This window comes from Stenotrophomonas sp. S39 (assembly GCF_016624665.1).
Taxonomy (GTDB): Bacteria; Pseudomonadota; Gammaproteobacteria; order Xanthomonadales; family Xanthomonadaceae; genus Stenotrophomonas.
Map to the genome: position 1 here is coordinate 1 of NZ_JACVTT010000019.1, position 16231 is coordinate 16231.

Here is a 16231-nt window from a genome sequence, read left to right on the forward strand (position 1 = left end):
CCGCAAGTACGTCCTTGTAGGCTTGGCCGCGGCATCCATGCCGCGGACACCTCCAGCCAACCCACCCGCCCGGCCACGGACAGTTTCCGTGGCCGCCACCGCAGGAAAAGAAAAAGAAGAGCAAGAGCAAAGGCAACAGCCGCGCGCTCCGCCCCTTCTTGTTTTCCGATACACCTCATCCACGCATGGCGTGGATCTACTGCCGTCGCCGGGAAATTGTCCCCTCCCCGCCAAACCAACATCAACCCAGAGCCGCTCTTGCTTCTGCCGTTGCTGTTGTATTGAGCAGGTGCAGGGCTGCAAGCCCTGCAAAAAAACACCCTCAATCCGAATCCTGCGCGCGCGCCGCCTCCGCCTGCGTCTCTTCCTGCGCCGCCATCTCCCGCGCAATCCACGCATCGATCATGTGCCGCTGGCGCTGCCCCTGCCGCCGCTCCCGCGTGTACTCCTCATCCAACACCCGGTACAGCGACACCATCACCAGCACCATCAACAGCGCGAACGGCAGCGCCGCAATCGTGATCATCCCCTGCAACGCATCCAGGCCGCCTGCCAGCAGCAGCGCCCCGGCAATCAGCGCGATGCCCACGCCCCAGGCCAGCTTGCGCTTCAGCGGCGGATCGCCCGCCTCGTCGGTCGACATGCTGGCCAGCACCAGTACCGCCGAGTCGGCCGAGGTCACGAAGAAGATCATCAGCAGCACCAGCGCGATGCATGACAGCAGCAACGGCAGCGGCATGCTGTCGAACAGGGTGAACAGCACCGTCTCGTAGCCATTGCCCAGTGCCTGCACCAGATCGGCGTGGCCGAAGATCTGCGACCAGATGGCCGTGCCGCCGAACACCGAGAACCAGAAGAAGCCCAGCAGCGTCGGTGCCAGCACCACGCCCACCACGAACTCGCGCACGCTGCGGCCGCGCGAGATGCGGGCGATGAACGAACCGACGAAGGGCGCCCAGGAAATCCACCATGCCCAGTAGAAGATCGTCCAGTCGGCCACCCACGTGCTGGACGAGAACGGCGACATGCGCAGGCTCATCGTCACCAGCTGGTTGAGGTAAGACCCCAGCGTGGTGGTGAAGGTATTGAAAATCGCGCCGGTCGGGCCGAGCACCAGCACCAGCGCCAGCAGCAATGCCGCCAGCGCCAGGTTGAAGTTGGACAGCCACTTGATGCCCTTGTCCACGCCACTCAGGGTGGAGGCCATGTACAGCACGAACGCGACCGCGATGATGGTCAGCTGCAGCGGCACGCCGGCATGCAGGCCGAAGATGCGCTCCACGCCGGCGCCGATCTGGATGGTGCCGAAGCCCAACGTGGTGGCGACGCCGATCGCGGTGGCGACGACGGCGGCGATGTTCACCACCTTGCCGATCCAGCCGCGGTGGTGGCGGCCGATGATCGGTTGCAGCATGTCACTGACCAGGCCGCGTCCATTGCGGTTGAACTGGAACCAGGCCATCGCCAGGCCGATCAGCGCGTAGATCGCCCACGGGTGCAGGCCCCAGTGGAAGAACGCGTAGCGCATCGAAGCGCGCGCCGCTTCCATGCTTTCAGGCGCCAGACCTTCCGGTGGCTTGCTGAAGTGCGAGATGGGCTCGGCCGCGCCCCAGAACACCAGACCGATGCCCATGCCGGCGGCGAACAGCATCGACATCCAGCTGGCGCGCGAGAACTCGGGTTCGGCGTCTTCGCCGCCGATGCGCAGGTTGCCGAAGCGGCCGAACGCCAGGTACATCAGGAACACCAGCGCGAGGAACACGACCAGCAGGTACAGCCAGCCGATGCCGCGGATGAGTTCGCCGAGGATGCTCTGCACGACGCTGTTGAAGGGGCCGGGAGCGACACCGGCGAGCAGCACCAGCAGCAGAACCAGTGCAATGGAAACGCGAAACACCATGAAGGAGCTTCTCCGATCAAGGGATTGAGGAGAGCGAGCCAGAGCTTGCAGCGAGTGCCGCGCATGCGGCACCGCATCACGTTACTGAACGGAATGTCATCGTTCCGTTAACGACGGTCGCTCTGTGCTCTAATGCGCGGCAAGAAGCGGGGGTACCGCGGCCTGGTGGTCGCGGTTGAGATAGTCCCTTGGAACCTGATCCGGCTCATACCGGCGTAGGGAGCTTTGCAGTGCAGCCGTGCCCGGAGTCCGCCCAAGGACCGTCCGGGCGCGGTGCGCAGTGCGCCGCCGCTTCGTCCCTGACCTTTCTGGACGATGCCCGATGAACGCACAGCTTTCCGCCCTGCAGCAACAGGCCCAGCAACTCTCCGCCTCGGTGACCGAGCCGATTGCCGGTTCGCGCAAGATCCACGTGCCCGGCTCACGCCCGGACCTGCGCGTGCCCATGCGCGAGATCGTGCTGGCGCGCACGCCCGCGCTGTTCGGCGGCGGCGAGAACGCACCGGTCACCGTCTACGACACGTCCGGCCCGTACACTGATCCAGAGGTGCAGATCGATCTCTCCGCAGGCCTGCCGGCGCTGCGCCGTGGCTGGGTGGAGGAGCGTGGCGATACCGAGCAGCTTGATGGCTTGAGCTCTGCGTTCGGCCGTGGCCGCGAGCAGGATGCAAAGCTCGACCCCGTGCGTTTCCCCGCGCGCAGCTTGCCACGGCGTGCGCGTGCCGGTGCCAACGTCACCCAGATGCATTACGCGCGGCGCGGCATCATCACGCCGGAAATGGAATTCGTCGCCATCCGCGAAAACCAGCGGCTGGAAGCGATCCGTGATGCAGCGCTGCTGCAACAGCATCCGGGGCAATCGTTCGGCGCTGCCATCCAGAACATCATCACCCCCGAATTCGTACGCGATGAAATCGCCCGCGGGCGCGCGGTGCTGCCCAACAACATCAACCACCCCGAAAGCGAGCCGATGATCATCGGCCGCAACTTCCTCACCAAGATCAACGCCAACATCGGCAACAGCGCGGTGTCCTCGGGCATCGCCGAAGAGGTGGAGAAGCTGGTGTGGGCGATCCGCTGGGGCGGCGACACCGTGATGGACCTGTCCACCGGCAAGCACATCCACGAAACGCGCGAGTGGATCATCCGCAACTCGCCGGTGGCGATCGGTACCGTGCCGATCTACCAGGCGCTGGAGAAGGTCGACGGCCGCGCCGAAGCGCTGACGTGGGAGATCTTCCGCGACACGCTGATCGAACAGGCCGAGCAGGGCGTGGACTACTTCACCATCCACGCCGGCGTGCTGCTGCGCTATGTGCCGCTCACCGCCAGCCGAGTGACCGGCATCGTCAGCCGCGGCGGCTCGATCATGGCCAAGTGGTGCCTGGCGCACCGCAGGGAAAACTTCCTCTACACGCATTTCGAAGAGATCTGCGAAATCATGAAGGCCTACGACGTGACCTTCTCGCTGGGCGATGGACTGCGCCCGGGCTGCATTGCCGATGCCAACGACGCGGCGCAGTTCGGCGAGCTGGAAACGCTGGGCGAACTGACGAAGATCGCCTGGAAGCACGATGTGCAGACCATGATCGAAGGCCCTGGCCACGTGCCGATGCAGCTGATCAAGGAAAACATGGACAAGCAGCTGCGCGAATGCGGTGAAGCGCCGTTCTACACGCTGGGGCCGCTGACCACCGACATCGCGCCGGGCTATGACCACATCACCAGCGCCATCGGTGCGGCGATGATCGGCTGGTTCGGCACGGCGATGCTCTGCTACGTGACGCCGAAGGAACACCTGGGACTGCCCAACCGCCAGGACGTGCGCGACGGCATCATGGCCTATCGCATCGCGGCGCATGCGGCAGACCTTGCCAAGGGCCATCCCGGTGCGCAGGTGCGCGACAACGCACTGAGCAAGGCACGCTTCGAATTCCGCTGGGACGACCAGTTCCACCTCGGCCTGGATCCGGAAAAGGCCAAGGCCTTCCACGACGAAACGTTGCCGAAGGATGCACACAAGCAGGCGCATTTCTGTTCGATGTGTGGCCCGAACTTCTGCTCGATGAAGATCACCCAGGATGTGCGCGACTACGCCGAGGCCGGTTGGCAGCGGTAGCGCCGGGCCATGCCCGGCGAGCGCAGCGGTCTGTGGAAACCGCCGGGCATGGCCCGGCGCTACCACCACGCATCCACGCCGCACCGGCTATCCTCGCGCCATCGACCAGGGGAAGGACGCCATGCCCGTTGCCATCACCACCCGCTGGCTGGCCATCGCCCGCCGTCATCCTTCTGCCTGGTTGCTGGGTGCGCAGCTGATTGCCGTGCTGCTGTACCCGGCGCTGGATGACACTGCAGGCGGGCGTGCCGCACTCGGCGTGTTCGGCATGGCCGTGCTCGGCCTGGCGCTGTGGGTGGTGCAGCGCAGCCCGCTGGGAACATGGCTGGCGCTGGTGCTGGCCATCCCGTCAGTGGTGTTTTCCATCGCCGGTGCGCTGCTGGACCGCCCGGCGCTGGGCACCACGGCGCAGCTGCTGGAAAGCCTGCTGTATTTCTACACGGCAGGCGCGTTGATCGCCTACATGCTGCAGGATCACAAGGTCACCCGCGATGAACTGTTCGCTGCCGGTGCCACGTTCACGTTGCTGGCGTGGGGATTCGCGTTCGCATTCGCGGTGTGCCAGCAGTGGTATCCGGGCAGTTTCCAGGGCAGCGGAGAGGGCCCTCAACGCACGTGGATGGAGTTGCTTTATCTGAGCTTCAGTTTGCTGTCGGGGGTAGGGCTCAGCGACGTCGTTCCGCTGCATCCGCAGGCACGCGCATTGGTCATGCTGGAGCAGTTTTCCGGGGTTATGTACGTCGCTCTGGTGGTTTCGCGACTGGTCGGCCTGACCATGATCCGGCGGCTCTGAAAATGAACGTCAGATAAAAATTTCGCGCCCAGAAGGGCGCGAATGATGTTGCTGCTTATGTGAATGCGTCGGCGAGAGAGAGCCTGATGTCGTCCACGCGTAGGCGAGGTAACCTGCATAGGCTAATATTCGTCGGCTTGGTTTTTTTTGCGGTATGCGCTGATGCTTTTTGCGGAATCTGGCTTCTCGCTGTGCCCCGGACTGAGTGGTATCGACCCATCGTTGTTTCCGTGGCCCGTTTCAAACCTGTAGCAGCAGATGACCAGCAGCGAAACCCAGCCGCCTGAAGCCGATCGCATACGCATCGGCGATTGCACCGTGACATTGTCCTCGCGAGAGGTCGATGTCGTGGGCGCGCGTCGTCCGCGTCGGCTGACGCCGAAGGCGTTGGGCGTGCTTCGCGTGCTGCTGCGTCAACCCGGGCGCGTGGTCACGCGCGAAGAACTGTTCGCCGAAGTGTGGCCGGATACGCTGCCGACCAACGATGTGCTGACCCAGGCTGTGACGCAGTTGCGCAAGGCGTTCAGCACCGACCAGGACAACGGCCAGGCGTACATCGAAACCATCGCCAAGACCGGCTATCGATTGCTTGTACCGGTGCAGGTGCTGGCCGATGCAGCGCCGGAAGGCGTGGAAGACGCAACGCCGCCGCTGGCCGAGGGCATCGATGCTGCGCTGGTAACGCCGCCGCCTGCTGCGCCGTCGCTGGCACGCCGTCGCTGGCGTTACTGGCGCCGGCGCCTGCTGCTGGCGCTGGGCATTGCCATGTTGCTGGCGTTGCTGGTGATGACCGTGCTGCTGGTGCGGCGTCCGTCCCCGGTGAGTTCGCCGGTGGATGCCGCTGTGGAAGATGGCACGCGCGTGATCGGCAGCCCCGAGCGCCCGTACCGGCTGATCACCGCAACCGCTGGATTCGAGACCTATCCCACGCTGTCGCCGGACGGTTCGCAGGTCGCCTATGAAGGCGCCAACGAGGACGGCAAGGGCGGCAACGCGATCAAGGTGCAGACCTCCGGCAATGCGCCGGCGCGCCAGCTGCTGTCGCCGCCGGAAGGTGCCAACGACCGCTTCCCCACCTGGTCGCCGGATGGCCGCGAGATCGCCTTTGCGCGTTTCGGCGCTGGCGGCAGCTGCCAGGTGCTGGTGGCCAGTGCCACGGGCGGCGCGCTGCGCCAGGCCACCCGCTGTGATGGCACCGAACTGCTGAGCTTCGACTGGACGCCTGATGGCCGTGGCCTGGTGTTCGGCAGCATGGTGGGCCGTTACGCCCATCGCGGCATCCGCGTGCTGGACCTGCCTACCGGGCAGTGGCGTGCGCTCGATTACGCCGTGGACGAGGACGATTTCGACTACGCCCCGCGTTACTCGCCGGACGGCCGCTGGCTGGTGTTCGTGCGCAACCCTCAGCTGGGCGATCTGTGGCGTGTGCCGGCTGCGGGCGGCACGCCCGAGCAGTTGACCAACGAGGCGGCGGAACTGCGCGGCTGGGCCTGGCTCGGCGATGGCCGCAGCATCGTGTTCGGCCGCCGCGTGGACAGCGAAGCGCGCCTGTACTACCTGGACGTGGCACGGCGCACCCTGCGTGATGCCGGCCTGGATGATGCGCAATGGCCGGCGGTGTCGCGACGCGGCGACATGCTCGCCTTCGTCCATCGCCGCGCCCAGTTCGGCGTGTTCAGGGTGCCGTCGACCGGCGCCAGCGAGCGCCTGTTTGCCTCCAGCGGGCGTGACGGGCAGCCGATGCTGGCCCCCGATGGCCACCAGATGGTCTTCAGTTCCGACCGTTCCGGCAGCTTCGCGCTGTGGTGGGCGGACCTGCAGCGGCCTGATTCGCTGCGGCCGATCGAAGGGCTGCGCCCGGAAGCCCGGCAGGCCCCGGACTGGTCCGAGGACAGCCGCCAGGTGCTGGTGGTAGGCCGCGATGAGCATGGCAACGCGGTGGTCTATGAGATCGCTCCCCGCGACGAGCGGCTGCAGCTGTTGCCGGTGCCGGTCGAGCAGCCCCTGCAGGTCCTGTACGGGGCGACGTCGGACCAGCTGCTGGTGCTGGAGCGCGATGCGGACCAGCACACCCGCTTGAGCCTGTTCGACCGCAGCAGCCAGCCGTGGCGGCGTCTGGCCAGCCTCGAAGGCGTGTCCCAGGCCCGCTTCGACCGCAGCGGCGGGCGCGTGGTGTTCACCCGCTTGGCCGCAAGCGGGCTGTGGTCGATCGATCCGGCCCTGGCGCCGGACAGCGTCCAGCAGATCAGCCAGGACCGGCCCAGCCGTTGGCGCTACCGGACCTGGACCGTGGCGGGGCAGGGCGGTGTTGATTACCTGGGCACGAGCAATGCCTGCGCCACCACGCTGGTGCGCATGCGCGATGGCCAGGAGCAGCCGGAGCGCTGCCTGGATGCGCAGCGGCTGAGTGCTGGCAATGGCCTGAGCGCCAGCGCTGACGGAAACGACCTGTATCTCGCCCTGGCGGTCAGTGACGGCGCTGACATCGGCGTCATGCGCCTGCCCCGGCAGCCGCCGCCGCTGTTTCCGGCCTTCAGCAAGTTCATGATTTTCAAAGAGAATGGGCCTTCGTAACTTCTTCGTGGGGATCTCGTCGCGAATTCGTGGCGATCTCGTCAGACTTTCCTGACGCGGAGGCACCTGATTGGGCAAAACGGTGGCCTGTACTTGGCAAATCCGTGGTGCCTCCATGCGTCAACTCTCCCTGGCCGATCGCGGCCAAACCGTGTCCCTCGATAAGGCCATCGACGACGTCTCGCCGACCTGCCTGGGCGTGGCCCGTCTCGGCAGCCTGCAGACCTCCGGCACCAGCTTCACGGTGTGGATGCAGGTGCGTGGCACCTCCTGGGTCGAGGCGAAGGAAGGCCGCTTCCGGCTGCGCCAGGGCGAATGGATCGCGTTCGAGAAGGAATCGCGCCCGCTGGTGCAGGCCGGCCGCAACGGCCTGTGCGTGGGCCTGAGCCTGAACGCCGAAGCGCTGCGCGTGCTGGCCGAGATGGCCGACTGCGGCCTGTACGCAGGGCGCGGCCGGATGAGCCGCAGCGACGCCCGTGTCGGCCTGCGCCTGTGGCGTGATGCGCTGGCCAATGGCCTGCCGGCGCCGGCACTGCGCCCGCTGCTGCTGCACCTGGCCGGCCTGCAGCGCAGCATGGCGGACAACGTGCAGCGTTGCCCGGGCCGCTCGCGCAGCCGCAAGCGCCAGGTATTCGGCCGAATGCAGCGCGCCCGCCTGTACCTGGAAGGCAACAGCCACCGCGTGGTGCGCATCGGCGAACTCGCCGAGCTGACCAACTTCTCCAGCTGGTACCTCTCCAAGACCTTCCAGAGCCTGTACGAGGAAAGCCCGCAGTCGCTGTCCGCACGCCTGCGCCTGGAGCGTGCCGCAGACCTGCTGCGCGACACCGACATGATGGTGGGCGAGGTGGCCGCCGCCAGCGGCTTCGACAACTGCTGCAGCTTCGCCCGCGCCTTCCGCGCGCGCTATGGCACCTCTGCTTCGCGTTTTCGTGAAAACGGCGCGAAGCTTCCGCCACAATCGGCAAAGTCTCCGGGTGTGTCGCGCAAATACAGCGCTGCAACGCAATCGTAACGTGCTGGGGTGTTTTAACACGCTGCTAACACGTACCTTGGAGAGATTGATGAACTTCCGTAATCCCGCAGTGCGTCTCGGCCTGCTGCCGGCCGGCATTGCGCTGGCGCTGACGCCTGCGTTTGCTTCCGCCCAGGAAGCGGCTTCTGGCACCACCGACCTCGATCGTATTTCGGTCACCGGTTCGCGCATCCGCGGCGCCGCCATGGAGACGCAGCAGCCGATCCTGACGATGACCCGTGAAAGCCTGGAAAAGCAGGGCTTCTCGAGCGTCGCTGACGTGCTGAACAACCTCACTTCGGCCGGCTCCCCGGCCATCTCCCGTTCGGAGTCGCTGGCTTCGGGCGAGAACGTCGGCGGCTACTACGTCGACATCCGCAACCTGGGCGCCGAGCGCACCCTGGTGCTGATGAACGGCAAGCGCCTGGGCGCTTCCACCGCCGGCCTGCAGGACCTGAGCCAGATCCCGATGTCGGCCGTTGAGCGCATCGAGATCCTGAAGGACGGCGCGTCCTCGATCTACGGTTCGGATGCCATCGCCGGCGTCGTGAACGTGATCACCCGCAAGAACTTCGACGGTGGCGAAGCCCAGGTCTACGTTGGCCAGTACGGCAACGGCGACGGCGACACCGAAACCTATTCGATGACCCTGGGTGCCCGCGGTGAGCGCGGCAGCCTGACCCTGTCGGCCGAATACAACAAGCAGGATCCGGTGTGGGCCAAGGACCGCTGGTACAGCCGTGACGGCTCGCTGGGTCCGAACTCGACCTCGGCTGACTGGAGCCCGATCAGCCAGAACAGCACCTGGTGCAACCCGACCCTGTACGACTGCTCGCGCACGTCCAAGACCGCGGTGTGGCAGACCCTGAACCAGGGCGGCAACCCGACCAACGCAGCCGACTACCACGAGCTGACCGAAGACGAGTACTCCAACGCCAACCAGCAGATGACCCTGCTGACCGGCGTGAAGCGCAAGTCGGTCTACATCAACGGCACCTACGACTTCACCGATTCGATCAGCCTGAACACTGACCTGCTCTACAACGAGCGCCAGACGTTCCAGCAGATCGCCGGCTACCCGTACCAGTCCAATTCGACGGACATCAACACCCCGCTGAGCGGCAGCAGCGCCTTCAACCCGGTGAAGGGCCAGGACGTCAGCTTCCGCCGTCGCCTGTGGGAAGTGCCGCGTACCACCGACAGCCAGCTGAAGACCTTGCGCTTCGCGCCGACCGTCAGCGGCTACTTCGACTTCGCCGGCAAGACCTTCGATTGGGACGTCGGCGCACTGTGGAACCGCAACGAGTCGATCAAGACCAACCGCGGTGACATGAGCCTGATCGGTGCCCGCCAGGCACTGGGCGCTTCGTACATCGACGACAACGGCATTGCCCAGTGCGGCGTCAAGGGCGTGCTGGACCCGTCGCTGTCGGGCTGCCGCCCGTGGAACCCGCTGCTGCCGTACGGCGTTGCAGGCCAGGGTTCGCTGGCTGACCAGGAACTGCAGGACTTCCTGTTCCCGACCTTCACCACCCGCGGCATCACCAAGACCACCAGCTTCACCGCCAACCTGGCCGGTTCCATCGTGACCCTGCCGGCCGGTGACCTGGGCTTCGCCCTGGGTGTCGAGCACCGCAAGGAAGAAGGCAGCTACGTGCCGGACGCCTTCGCACAGTCGGGCCAGTCCACTGGCCTGGGCCAGAAGCCGACCCGTGGTGAGTACGATCTGAACGAGGTCTACCTCGAACTGAACGTGCCGCTGCTGGCTGACGTGGCCTTCGCCAAGGAACTGACCCTGAACGTTGCCAGCCGTTATTCGGACTACAGCAACTTCGGTGGCACCACCAACAGCAAGTTCGGCCTGACCTGGCGTCCGATGGACGGCCTGCTGGTCCGCGGCACCTACGCCGAAGGCTTCCGCGCCCCGACCATCAGCGACCTGTACGGTGGCCTGAGCTCGAGCTTCGAGTCGTACATCGATCCCTGCGGCATCACCGCTCCGGGCTCGGTCAACGGCAACGCCGCGTGCAACGCCGGTGGCGTGCCGGTGGGCTACACCCAGATTGGCCAGGGCAACAAGGTCTGCTCGACCCTGCCGTGCCAGTCGGGTGACCAGTTCGTCTCCGGTGCCAACCCGAACCTGAAGCCGGAAACCTCGAAGAGCACCACCTTCGGCCTGGTGTGGAGCCCGCAGTTCGTGCAGGGCCTGGACCTGTCGCTGGATTGGTACAAGTACGAAATCAGCGACATGATCATCGCTGACAGCGTCGACCGCATCCTGCGTGACTGCTACGTGCTGGGCAACTCGGCCCGTTGCGCGGACGTCGTCCGTGCCGATGACGGCCACGTCAGCGCCATCACCTACGGCACCGCCAACCTCGGCAAGATGGAAACCGAAGGTTACGACCTGGGTGTCAAGTACCGCCTGCCGGAGCTGGCCATCGGCCAGTTCAACATCGACTGGACGACCAGCTACATGTCCAAGTACGACGAGCAGGGCCAGAACGCTGCAGGCAACAACATCATGATCGGTCGTGTCGGCGAAGCCGGCCTGTTCCGCGTGCGTTCGAACCTGGGCGTCAACTGGCAGTACGGCGATTTCGGCGTGAACTACACCGCTCGCTACTACTCGGGCATGAAGGAAAGCTGCATCGACACCGGTGAGTTCTGGTGCAATGCGCCGAACCACTACGCCAATGGCGAGGCTGACCCGCTGCGCAAGACCGGCTCCAACACCTTCCACGACCTGCAGGTCAGCTGGAAGGCACCGTGGGACGCCACCATCGCCCTGGGCGCCAACAACGTGTTCGATCACAAGGGTCCGCTGATGTACTCGGCCCCGAACTCGTCGTTCGCCTACTACGGTGGCTTCGACGTGGGTCGCTTCCTGTACATGAAGTACACCCAGCGCTTCTGATCCATCGAAGCGTCGCAATAGGTACGTAGTAGAGGAGGGCGGGCCGCAAGGTCCGCCCTCTTTCTTTGTGCGGCGCCTGCCGTGTGGCACGCGCCCATGAAAAAGGGGCAGGCCTCGCGGCCTGCCCCCTGGTCTTTGCCCGCGCCGCCAGGCTCAGGCTTCGGTCGGTACCAGCCCCATCAGGCTGTTGGCATGCTCGCGCCACTGCGGCAGCTTGTTCAGCACGCCGGCACGCTGCAGGTAGTCCTCGTCCACCGGGTCGCCGTTGACCAGCGCCAGGGCCACGTGCACCGCACCGGTCACCCAGAAACTGCGCGTGTTGGCACGCTGCGGCTGCAGGTGGAAGGCCACTGCTTCGATGATCGGCATCGGCAGGCCCCACAGGCCCAGCAGGTAGGCACCGGCCTCGGCATGGCCGGGGCGCGGATCGTCGGCCAGCGCCGGTTCGCTGCGCTCGTTGCGCACGCCCGGCAGCAGCAGGCCGATATCGGCCAGCAGGGCGGCCGTCGCGCCCAGCTCGGCACTGGATTCGGGCAGCAGGCGCGCGGCAAGGCGCGAGGCCATCAGCGCGCGCTGCTGCAGCGAATTGCGCTCGGCAGTGGACAGCGTCGGTGCGGAAAACACTTCGCTGGCCAGCACCAGGTCACGCAGCGTGGCCAGGCCCAGGCGGGTCACCGCGGTGCGCAGGTCGGCAATGGTGCGGCCCTGGCTGAAGAACGCCGAATTGGACAGCTGCAGCACCTTGGCCGCGATCGCTGGATCAGCGGCAACCAGCTTGGCCACGTCGGCACTGTCGGTGTCGTCGTCATGTTCCAGCGCCTGGGTCAGGCTCAGGTACAGATGCGGCGGCGAGGGCAGTTTCTCGATGCGGCCGATGGCATCGCGCAGGCGCGGGCTGTCCAGCACGTCGCGCAGCTCTTCCAGGCTGGTCAGCGCTTCCAGCAGCACTTCCGGCGCCAGCGGCAGCGGCAGGAAGCGGTGGGCCACGCCGATCAGGCGCGCCGGCGGCGGCCGGTTGCCATGCTGGGCATCGACCAGCGCGATACGGATGGTTTCAGGCCGCAGCGTGCGGATCTGGCCGAGCAACGTGGTTGCGTTGAGATCGGGCAGCTGCGGGCAGACGATCACCGCATCCACGCCCTGCGCAGCCACTGCGGTCATCGCAGTGTGGCCATCGACGGCGGTCAGCGGTTGCCATTCTTCCCCAAGATCGGCAATGAATTCGCTCAGCTCAGCCGGCAGGCTGGCTGAATCCCCAACTAGCAGAATACGCACGACACATTCCCCTGGCTGTCTCGACGGTGTGCGTCGATGACGTGTGAAGTGACGCAATTTACCTAATACGGCGCCAGCAGTGATGGCCCGCAGTGTTGAAACGTGACCAGCATCGCTCCGGCGCGCAGCACCGGAGCGATCCTGTTCAGGCTCAGGCCTTGCTGTCGAGGTGGCGCTGGTGCGCCTCGATCAGGATCTGCTTGGCCTCGGCCGCGCCACCCCAACCGTCCAGCTTGACCCACTTGCCCTTTTCCAGGTCCTTGTAGTGCTCGAAGAAGTGGCCGATGCGCTCCAGCCAGTGGCTGGACACCTGGGCGATGTCTTCGACATGGGCGTAGCCGCTGAAGATCTTCGAGACCGGCACGGCCAGGATCTTCTCGTCGCTGCCCGCTTCATCGCTCATCTTCAGCACGCCGACCGGACGGCAACGCACGACCGAGCCCGGGACCAGCGGCAGCGGCAGCACCACCAGCACGTCGGCCGGGTCGCCATCGCCGCACAGGGTGCTCGGCACGTAGCCGTAGTTGCACGGGTAGCGCATCGGGGTCGACAGGATGCGGTCGACGAAGATCGCGCCGGTTTCCTTGTCCACTTCGTACTTCACCGGCTCCGAGTCCTTCGGGATCTCGATGATGACGTTGATTTCTTCCGGCGGGTTCTTGCCGGGCGAGACGAGTTCCAGACCCATGGTGTGCTCCAGGTGGGGGATGTGGACGGATAGCTGACCATTTTATGCCTTTGCCGGGCGCTGTGCAGGGTAGGGCAGCGCCGACCTTCGTAGTGGTCCCCGCCGGAGGGGCCGGGGCGGGGTTCCCCGATGGGCTCCTCCCCGCCGCATGGGCAGGCTGGACGTCCATACCAAGGAGCCCTGCCATGAACTGGAACCGCTGGTGCTGTTGTGTCGCCCTGCTGCTGGCACCCCTGCCCGTGCTCGCCCGTGGCCTGCACGTCGACCTGATCGACTACCCCCGGCCGGAGGCCAACTGGGACCGCGCCTATGGGCTGGAGGCGGCCTTGCAGCGGGAGTTTGACCGGCTTTGCGCTGATACCTGGTGCGAGGGTGACTACAGCAACTACCAGGCGCTGGAGTTCCGCTGTGCCGTGCTGGCCCATCGCGGCACCGTGCAGCGCTGCACGTGGGTGATCGCGGCCAGTGAGGTCGCCATCGATGCCGATACCGGGAAAGTGCAGGTCGACAATGGCCGCTGGGCCTGCCCTCTGGAACTGCAGCCGGGCGTGCCGGTGGAAGCCTTCCACGCGGCACTGGAAGCACCGGAGGGGCTGGCGGCGCCCCTGCCTGGCCTCGACCACGGGCTGTTCGATGCACTGCCCGATTGCCTGCGCAAGGCGGGGAGGGTGGGGTGATGCGCATTTTCCCGACAGGATTGCTGGCCTGCACGCTGCTGATGGCGATGGGTGCCCAGGCCGCCCCCAGCTCTGTTGATGCCCGCGACTATCCCGATCCGGCGAGCGGCCGCGAGCGCTTCCTGGCCGCCGAGCGTCGTCTTGTAAGGGGGTTTGACAACATCTGCGGCGACACCTTCTGCGAGGGCGAGTACTACAACCTTCGCGCCATGCGTCTGCGCTGTTCGGTGCATCAGGCCTCGGGGGCCGTTGGCAGCTGCGTCTGGACATTCGCTGGTAGCCAGACGTGGGTGCGGCAGACCGGAAAGATCGATGTTGACCACGCGATGTACGCCTGCAAGCTGCCGCTGGCTGCCGGCACCTCGCTCGAACAGCTCCTTCAGCTGTGGGAAGCAGGGTCGCCCGACGACGCGCTGGATGCCTCGTTGCCAGGCAGTACGGTCAGCGCCTATGAGGCACTGACCGACTGCCTCTAGGAGCGGGGGTGACGGAGGTGTAAACGTGACTGATTCGCATTTACGGAGTAGCATGCGCGCCGCCCCCGTCTGTCCCGTCCTCCGCGCATGCCTTCCAATGCCGCCACCCTCACCGAACTGCTGATCCGTGAACGGCCAGCGCTGCTGCGCCGGGTGCAGCGCATCCTCGGCGGCGACAGTGGTGCCGAGGATGTGATCCAGGCGGTCTGGTTCAAGGCGCGTGGTGTCGACAACCAGCAGTGCATCGACAACCCGCGTGCCTACCTGTACCGCCTGGCGATCAACCTGGCCACCGACCATGGCCGCGAGTCGACGCGCCGCAACCGCCTGCTGGCCGAGCACTACCTGTGGCAGGAGGAGGACGAGGTGTCCACCGAAGACCAGGTGATGGCCCAGGATGAGCTGCAGCGGGTGCTGGATGCCGCCGGGCACTTGCCCGAGCCGACCCGCACCATCTTCCGCCTCAACCGGCTGCAGGGGCTGACCCAGGCCGAGATCGCCCGCCGCCTGGGCGTGTCGGTCACCACGGTGGAAAACCACGTGCGCAGCGCCCTGGCCCGGTTGGCCTGGGCCCGCGAGGGTCGATGATCAATCGCCCTTGGGGGCCGCTGCACGACGAACGTCTTGATCCACGGGCCGCAGTGCGGTTCCGTCCTTTCCACTGCGCCTGACCGCGCCCGCCTGCCAGCCGATGAGCCCGCACTCCCCTTCCAGCGCCCGCGCAGACGACCCCGTGGCCGAACAGGCCCGGGACTGGATCGTGTTCCTGGCGTCCGGCGAGCACAGCGATGCGCGCATGCAGGCGTTCGAGCAGTGGCTGGCGCAGCCAGGGCATCGTCGTGCCTTCGAGCACGAACGGCGCCTGTGGCGCAGCCTCGGCGCATCGCCGGTGGCAGTGGCCACAGCCGCAACGCTTCCAGCGGCGCGTGGGCGTGTGCGTCCCCGCCGCCGCCTGCACTGGGCCGCCGCAGCCGCCGCCGCACTGGCGCTGCTGGTAACCGCCCCCGACGCCTGGCTGCGCCTGCAGGCCGACCATCGCAGCAACCACCAGGTACAGGCGGTGCAGCTGCCCGACGGCAGCCGTGCAGTGCTCGATGCCGACAGCGCCATTGCCGTGCACTTCGATGCACACGCCCGCCGTATCGAGCTGCTGCAGGGTCGCGCCTGGTTCGAGGTGACCCCGGATGCGCAGCGCCGCTTCAGCGTGGCCGCCGGCAATGGCGTGGTCGAAGACATCTCCACTGCGTTCACCGTCGCCCGCCATCACAGCACCGTGGAAACCGAAGTGGGGCAGGGACGGGTGCGCGTGGCCAACCCGATCGATGGCGGCTGGACCTACCTGCAGGTGGGGCAGCGCGCGATGTACGGCGCACACAGCGGCGTGACCCGCCTGGCGGACGTGGCTGCCGACCGCGTCGGCGCCTGGCGCCAGGGCGAGCTGCTGCTGGATGACGCCACAGTGGCCGATGCCGTGCAGGAGGTGGGCCGCTATCGCCGTGGCCCGACCTTCGTGCGCGGTGACCTGTCGCGCCTGCCGGCAGTCAGCGCGGCCCTGCGCATCGACCAGCCGGAACAGGCGCTGGACACCCTGGCCGCGACCGCAGGCCTGCAGGTCACCCGCCTGCCGCTCGGCGTAGCCATCGTCCACCGGTAGATCCACGCCATGCGTGGATGAATCGGTCGGCAACCCTGCAGCCACGCATGGCGTGGCTCTACTGGATCACGCACCGGTAGATCCACACCACGTGTGGATGAATCGGCCTTGGGGTTCCCCGCGCCCCATTCGTCCTACCCAGC

Annotated in this window: 12 protein-coding genes and 1 riboswitch; of the genes, 9 read left to right on the forward strand and 3 right to left on the reverse strand. The window is 66.3% G+C overall.

Translation table 11 applies throughout. The annotated features are described in order from the left end of the window. Window positions 1–322 precede the first annotated feature (322 nt). Window positions 323–1900 (reverse strand): BCCT family transporter, encoded by a 1578-nt coding sequence (locus tag IAE41_RS07220; RefSeq protein WP_200732603.1) that lies wholly within the window; start codon window positions 1898–1900, stop codon window positions 323–325. 138 nt (window positions 1901–2038) lie between these two features. Next, window positions 2039–2139, forward strand: a riboswitch (TPP riboswitch). A gap of 83 nt (window positions 2140–2222) precedes the next feature. Here IAE41_RS07220 and thiC point away from each other — a divergent pair. From thiC to IAE41_RS07245, 5 genes are all read left to right on the forward strand, one after another. After that, window positions 2223–4019 carry a phosphomethylpyrimidine synthase ThiC gene (gene thiC / locus IAE41_RS07225; RefSeq protein WP_200732604.1) on the forward strand — a complete coding sequence of 599 codons (1797 nt, stop codon included), beginning with the start codon at window positions 2223–2225 and terminating at the stop codon, window positions 4017–4019. Window positions 4020–4140: 121 nt separating this feature from the next. Then, entirely contained in the window at window positions 4141–4812 is a 672-nt protein-coding gene (locus IAE41_RS07230; RefSeq protein WP_079223143.1) for an ion channel, read from the forward strand. 258 nt (window positions 4813–5070) lie between these two features. Beyond that, window positions 5071–7386 carry a winged helix-turn-helix domain-containing protein gene (locus tag IAE41_RS07235; protein WP_200732605.1) on the forward strand — a complete coding sequence of 772 codons (2316 nt, stop codon included), beginning with the start codon at window positions 5071–5073 and terminating at the stop codon, window positions 7384–7386. Between the two features lie 115 nt (window positions 7387–7501). Continuing rightward, on the forward strand, window positions 7502–8401 hold the full coding sequence (locus IAE41_RS07240; RefSeq protein ID WP_079223139.1) for a helix-turn-helix transcriptional regulator: 900 nt from the start codon (window positions 7502–7504) through the stop codon (window positions 8399–8401). A gap of 49 nt (window positions 8402–8450) precedes the next feature. After that, complete coding sequence (locus IAE41_RS07245; RefSeq protein WP_200732606.1) at window positions 8451–11318, forward strand: TonB-dependent receptor; 2868 nt, start codon at window positions 8451–8453, stop codon at window positions 11316–11318. A gap of 153 nt (window positions 11319–11471) precedes the next feature. Here the strand turns inward: IAE41_RS07245 and IAE41_RS07250 are convergent, their stop codons facing one another. Beyond that, window positions 11472–12593: an HDOD domain-containing protein gene (locus IAE41_RS07250; protein ID WP_079223137.1), complete on the reverse strand. Its 1122-nt coding sequence runs from the start codon at window positions 12591–12593 to the stop codon at window positions 11472–11474. A 151-nt stretch (window positions 12594–12744) separates the two neighbouring features. After that, entirely contained in the window at window positions 12745–13281 is a 537-nt protein-coding gene (ppa, locus tag IAE41_RS07255) for an inorganic diphosphatase (RefSeq protein ID WP_005410935.1), read from the reverse strand. A gap of 185 nt (window positions 13282–13466) precedes the next feature. On the opposite strand from ppa, the gene IAE41_RS07260 reads away from it, so the two are divergent. The 4 genes from IAE41_RS07260 (at window position 13467) to IAE41_RS07275 (ending at window position 16088) form a co-directional block, all read left to right on the forward strand. Beyond that, a complete protein-coding gene (locus tag IAE41_RS07260; RefSeq protein ID WP_200732607.1) occupies window positions 13467–13958 on the forward strand; it encodes a hypothetical protein in 492 nt (163 codons plus the stop codon). Then, window positions 13958–14434, forward strand: coding sequence for a hypothetical protein (locus IAE41_RS07265; RefSeq protein ID WP_200732608.1), 477 nt, complete (start codon window positions 13958–13960; stop codon window positions 14432–14434). The genes IAE41_RS07260 and IAE41_RS07265 overlap by 1 nt, the downstream gene beginning before the upstream one ends. A gap of 87 nt (window positions 14435–14521) precedes the next feature. After that, window positions 14522–15022, forward strand: a complete 501-nt coding sequence (locus IAE41_RS07270) for an RNA polymerase sigma factor (protein ID WP_079223135.1) — start codon at window positions 14522–14524, stop codon at window positions 15020–15022. Between the two features lie 103 nt (window positions 15023–15125). Further along, on the forward strand, window positions 15126–16088 hold the full coding sequence (locus IAE41_RS07275; RefSeq protein WP_200732609.1) for a FecR domain-containing protein: 963 nt from the start codon (window positions 15126–15128) through the stop codon (window positions 16086–16088). The last annotated feature ends 143 nt before the right edge of the window (window positions 16089–16231 follow it).

Coding starts and splice junctions, on each gene's coding strand:
- IAE41_RS07220 (WP_200732603.1), bottom strand. CDS start 1,900: ATGGTGTTTCGCGTTTCCATTGCACTGGTTCTGCTGCTGGTGCTGCTC.
- IAE41_RS07235 (WP_200732605.1), top strand. CDS start 5,071: ATGACCAGCAGCGAAACCCAGCCGCCTGAAGCCGATCGCATACGCATC.
- IAE41_RS07270 (WP_079223135.1), top strand. CDS start 14,522: ATGCCTTCCAATGCCGCCACCCTCACCGAACTGCTGATCCGTGAACGG.
- ppa (WP_005410935.1), bottom strand. CDS start 13,281: ATGGGTCTGGAACTCGTCTCGCCCGGCAAGAACCCGCCGGAAGAAATC.
- IAE41_RS07230 (WP_079223143.1), top strand. CDS start 4,141: ATGCCCGTTGCCATCACCACCCGCTGGCTGGCCATCGCCCGCCGTCAT.
- IAE41_RS07240 (WP_079223139.1), top strand. CDS start 7,502: ATGCGTCAACTCTCCCTGGCCGATCGCGGCCAAACCGTGTCCCTCGAT.
- IAE41_RS07245 (WP_200732606.1), top strand. CDS start 8,451: ATGAACTTCCGTAATCCCGCAGTGCGTCTCGGCCTGCTGCCGGCCGGC.
- IAE41_RS07260 (WP_200732607.1), top strand. CDS start 13,467: ATGAACTGGAACCGCTGGTGCTGTTGTGTCGCCCTGCTGCTGGCACCC.
- thiC (WP_200732604.1), top strand. CDS start 2,223: ATGAACGCACAGCTTTCCGCCCTGCAGCAACAGGCCCAGCAACTCTCC.
- IAE41_RS07265 (WP_200732608.1), top strand. CDS start 13,958: ATGCGCATTTTCCCGACAGGATTGCTGGCCTGCACGCTGCTGATGGCG.
- IAE41_RS07275 (WP_200732609.1), top strand. CDS start 15,126: ATGAGCCCGCACTCCCCTTCCAGCGCCCGCGCAGACGACCCCGTGGCC.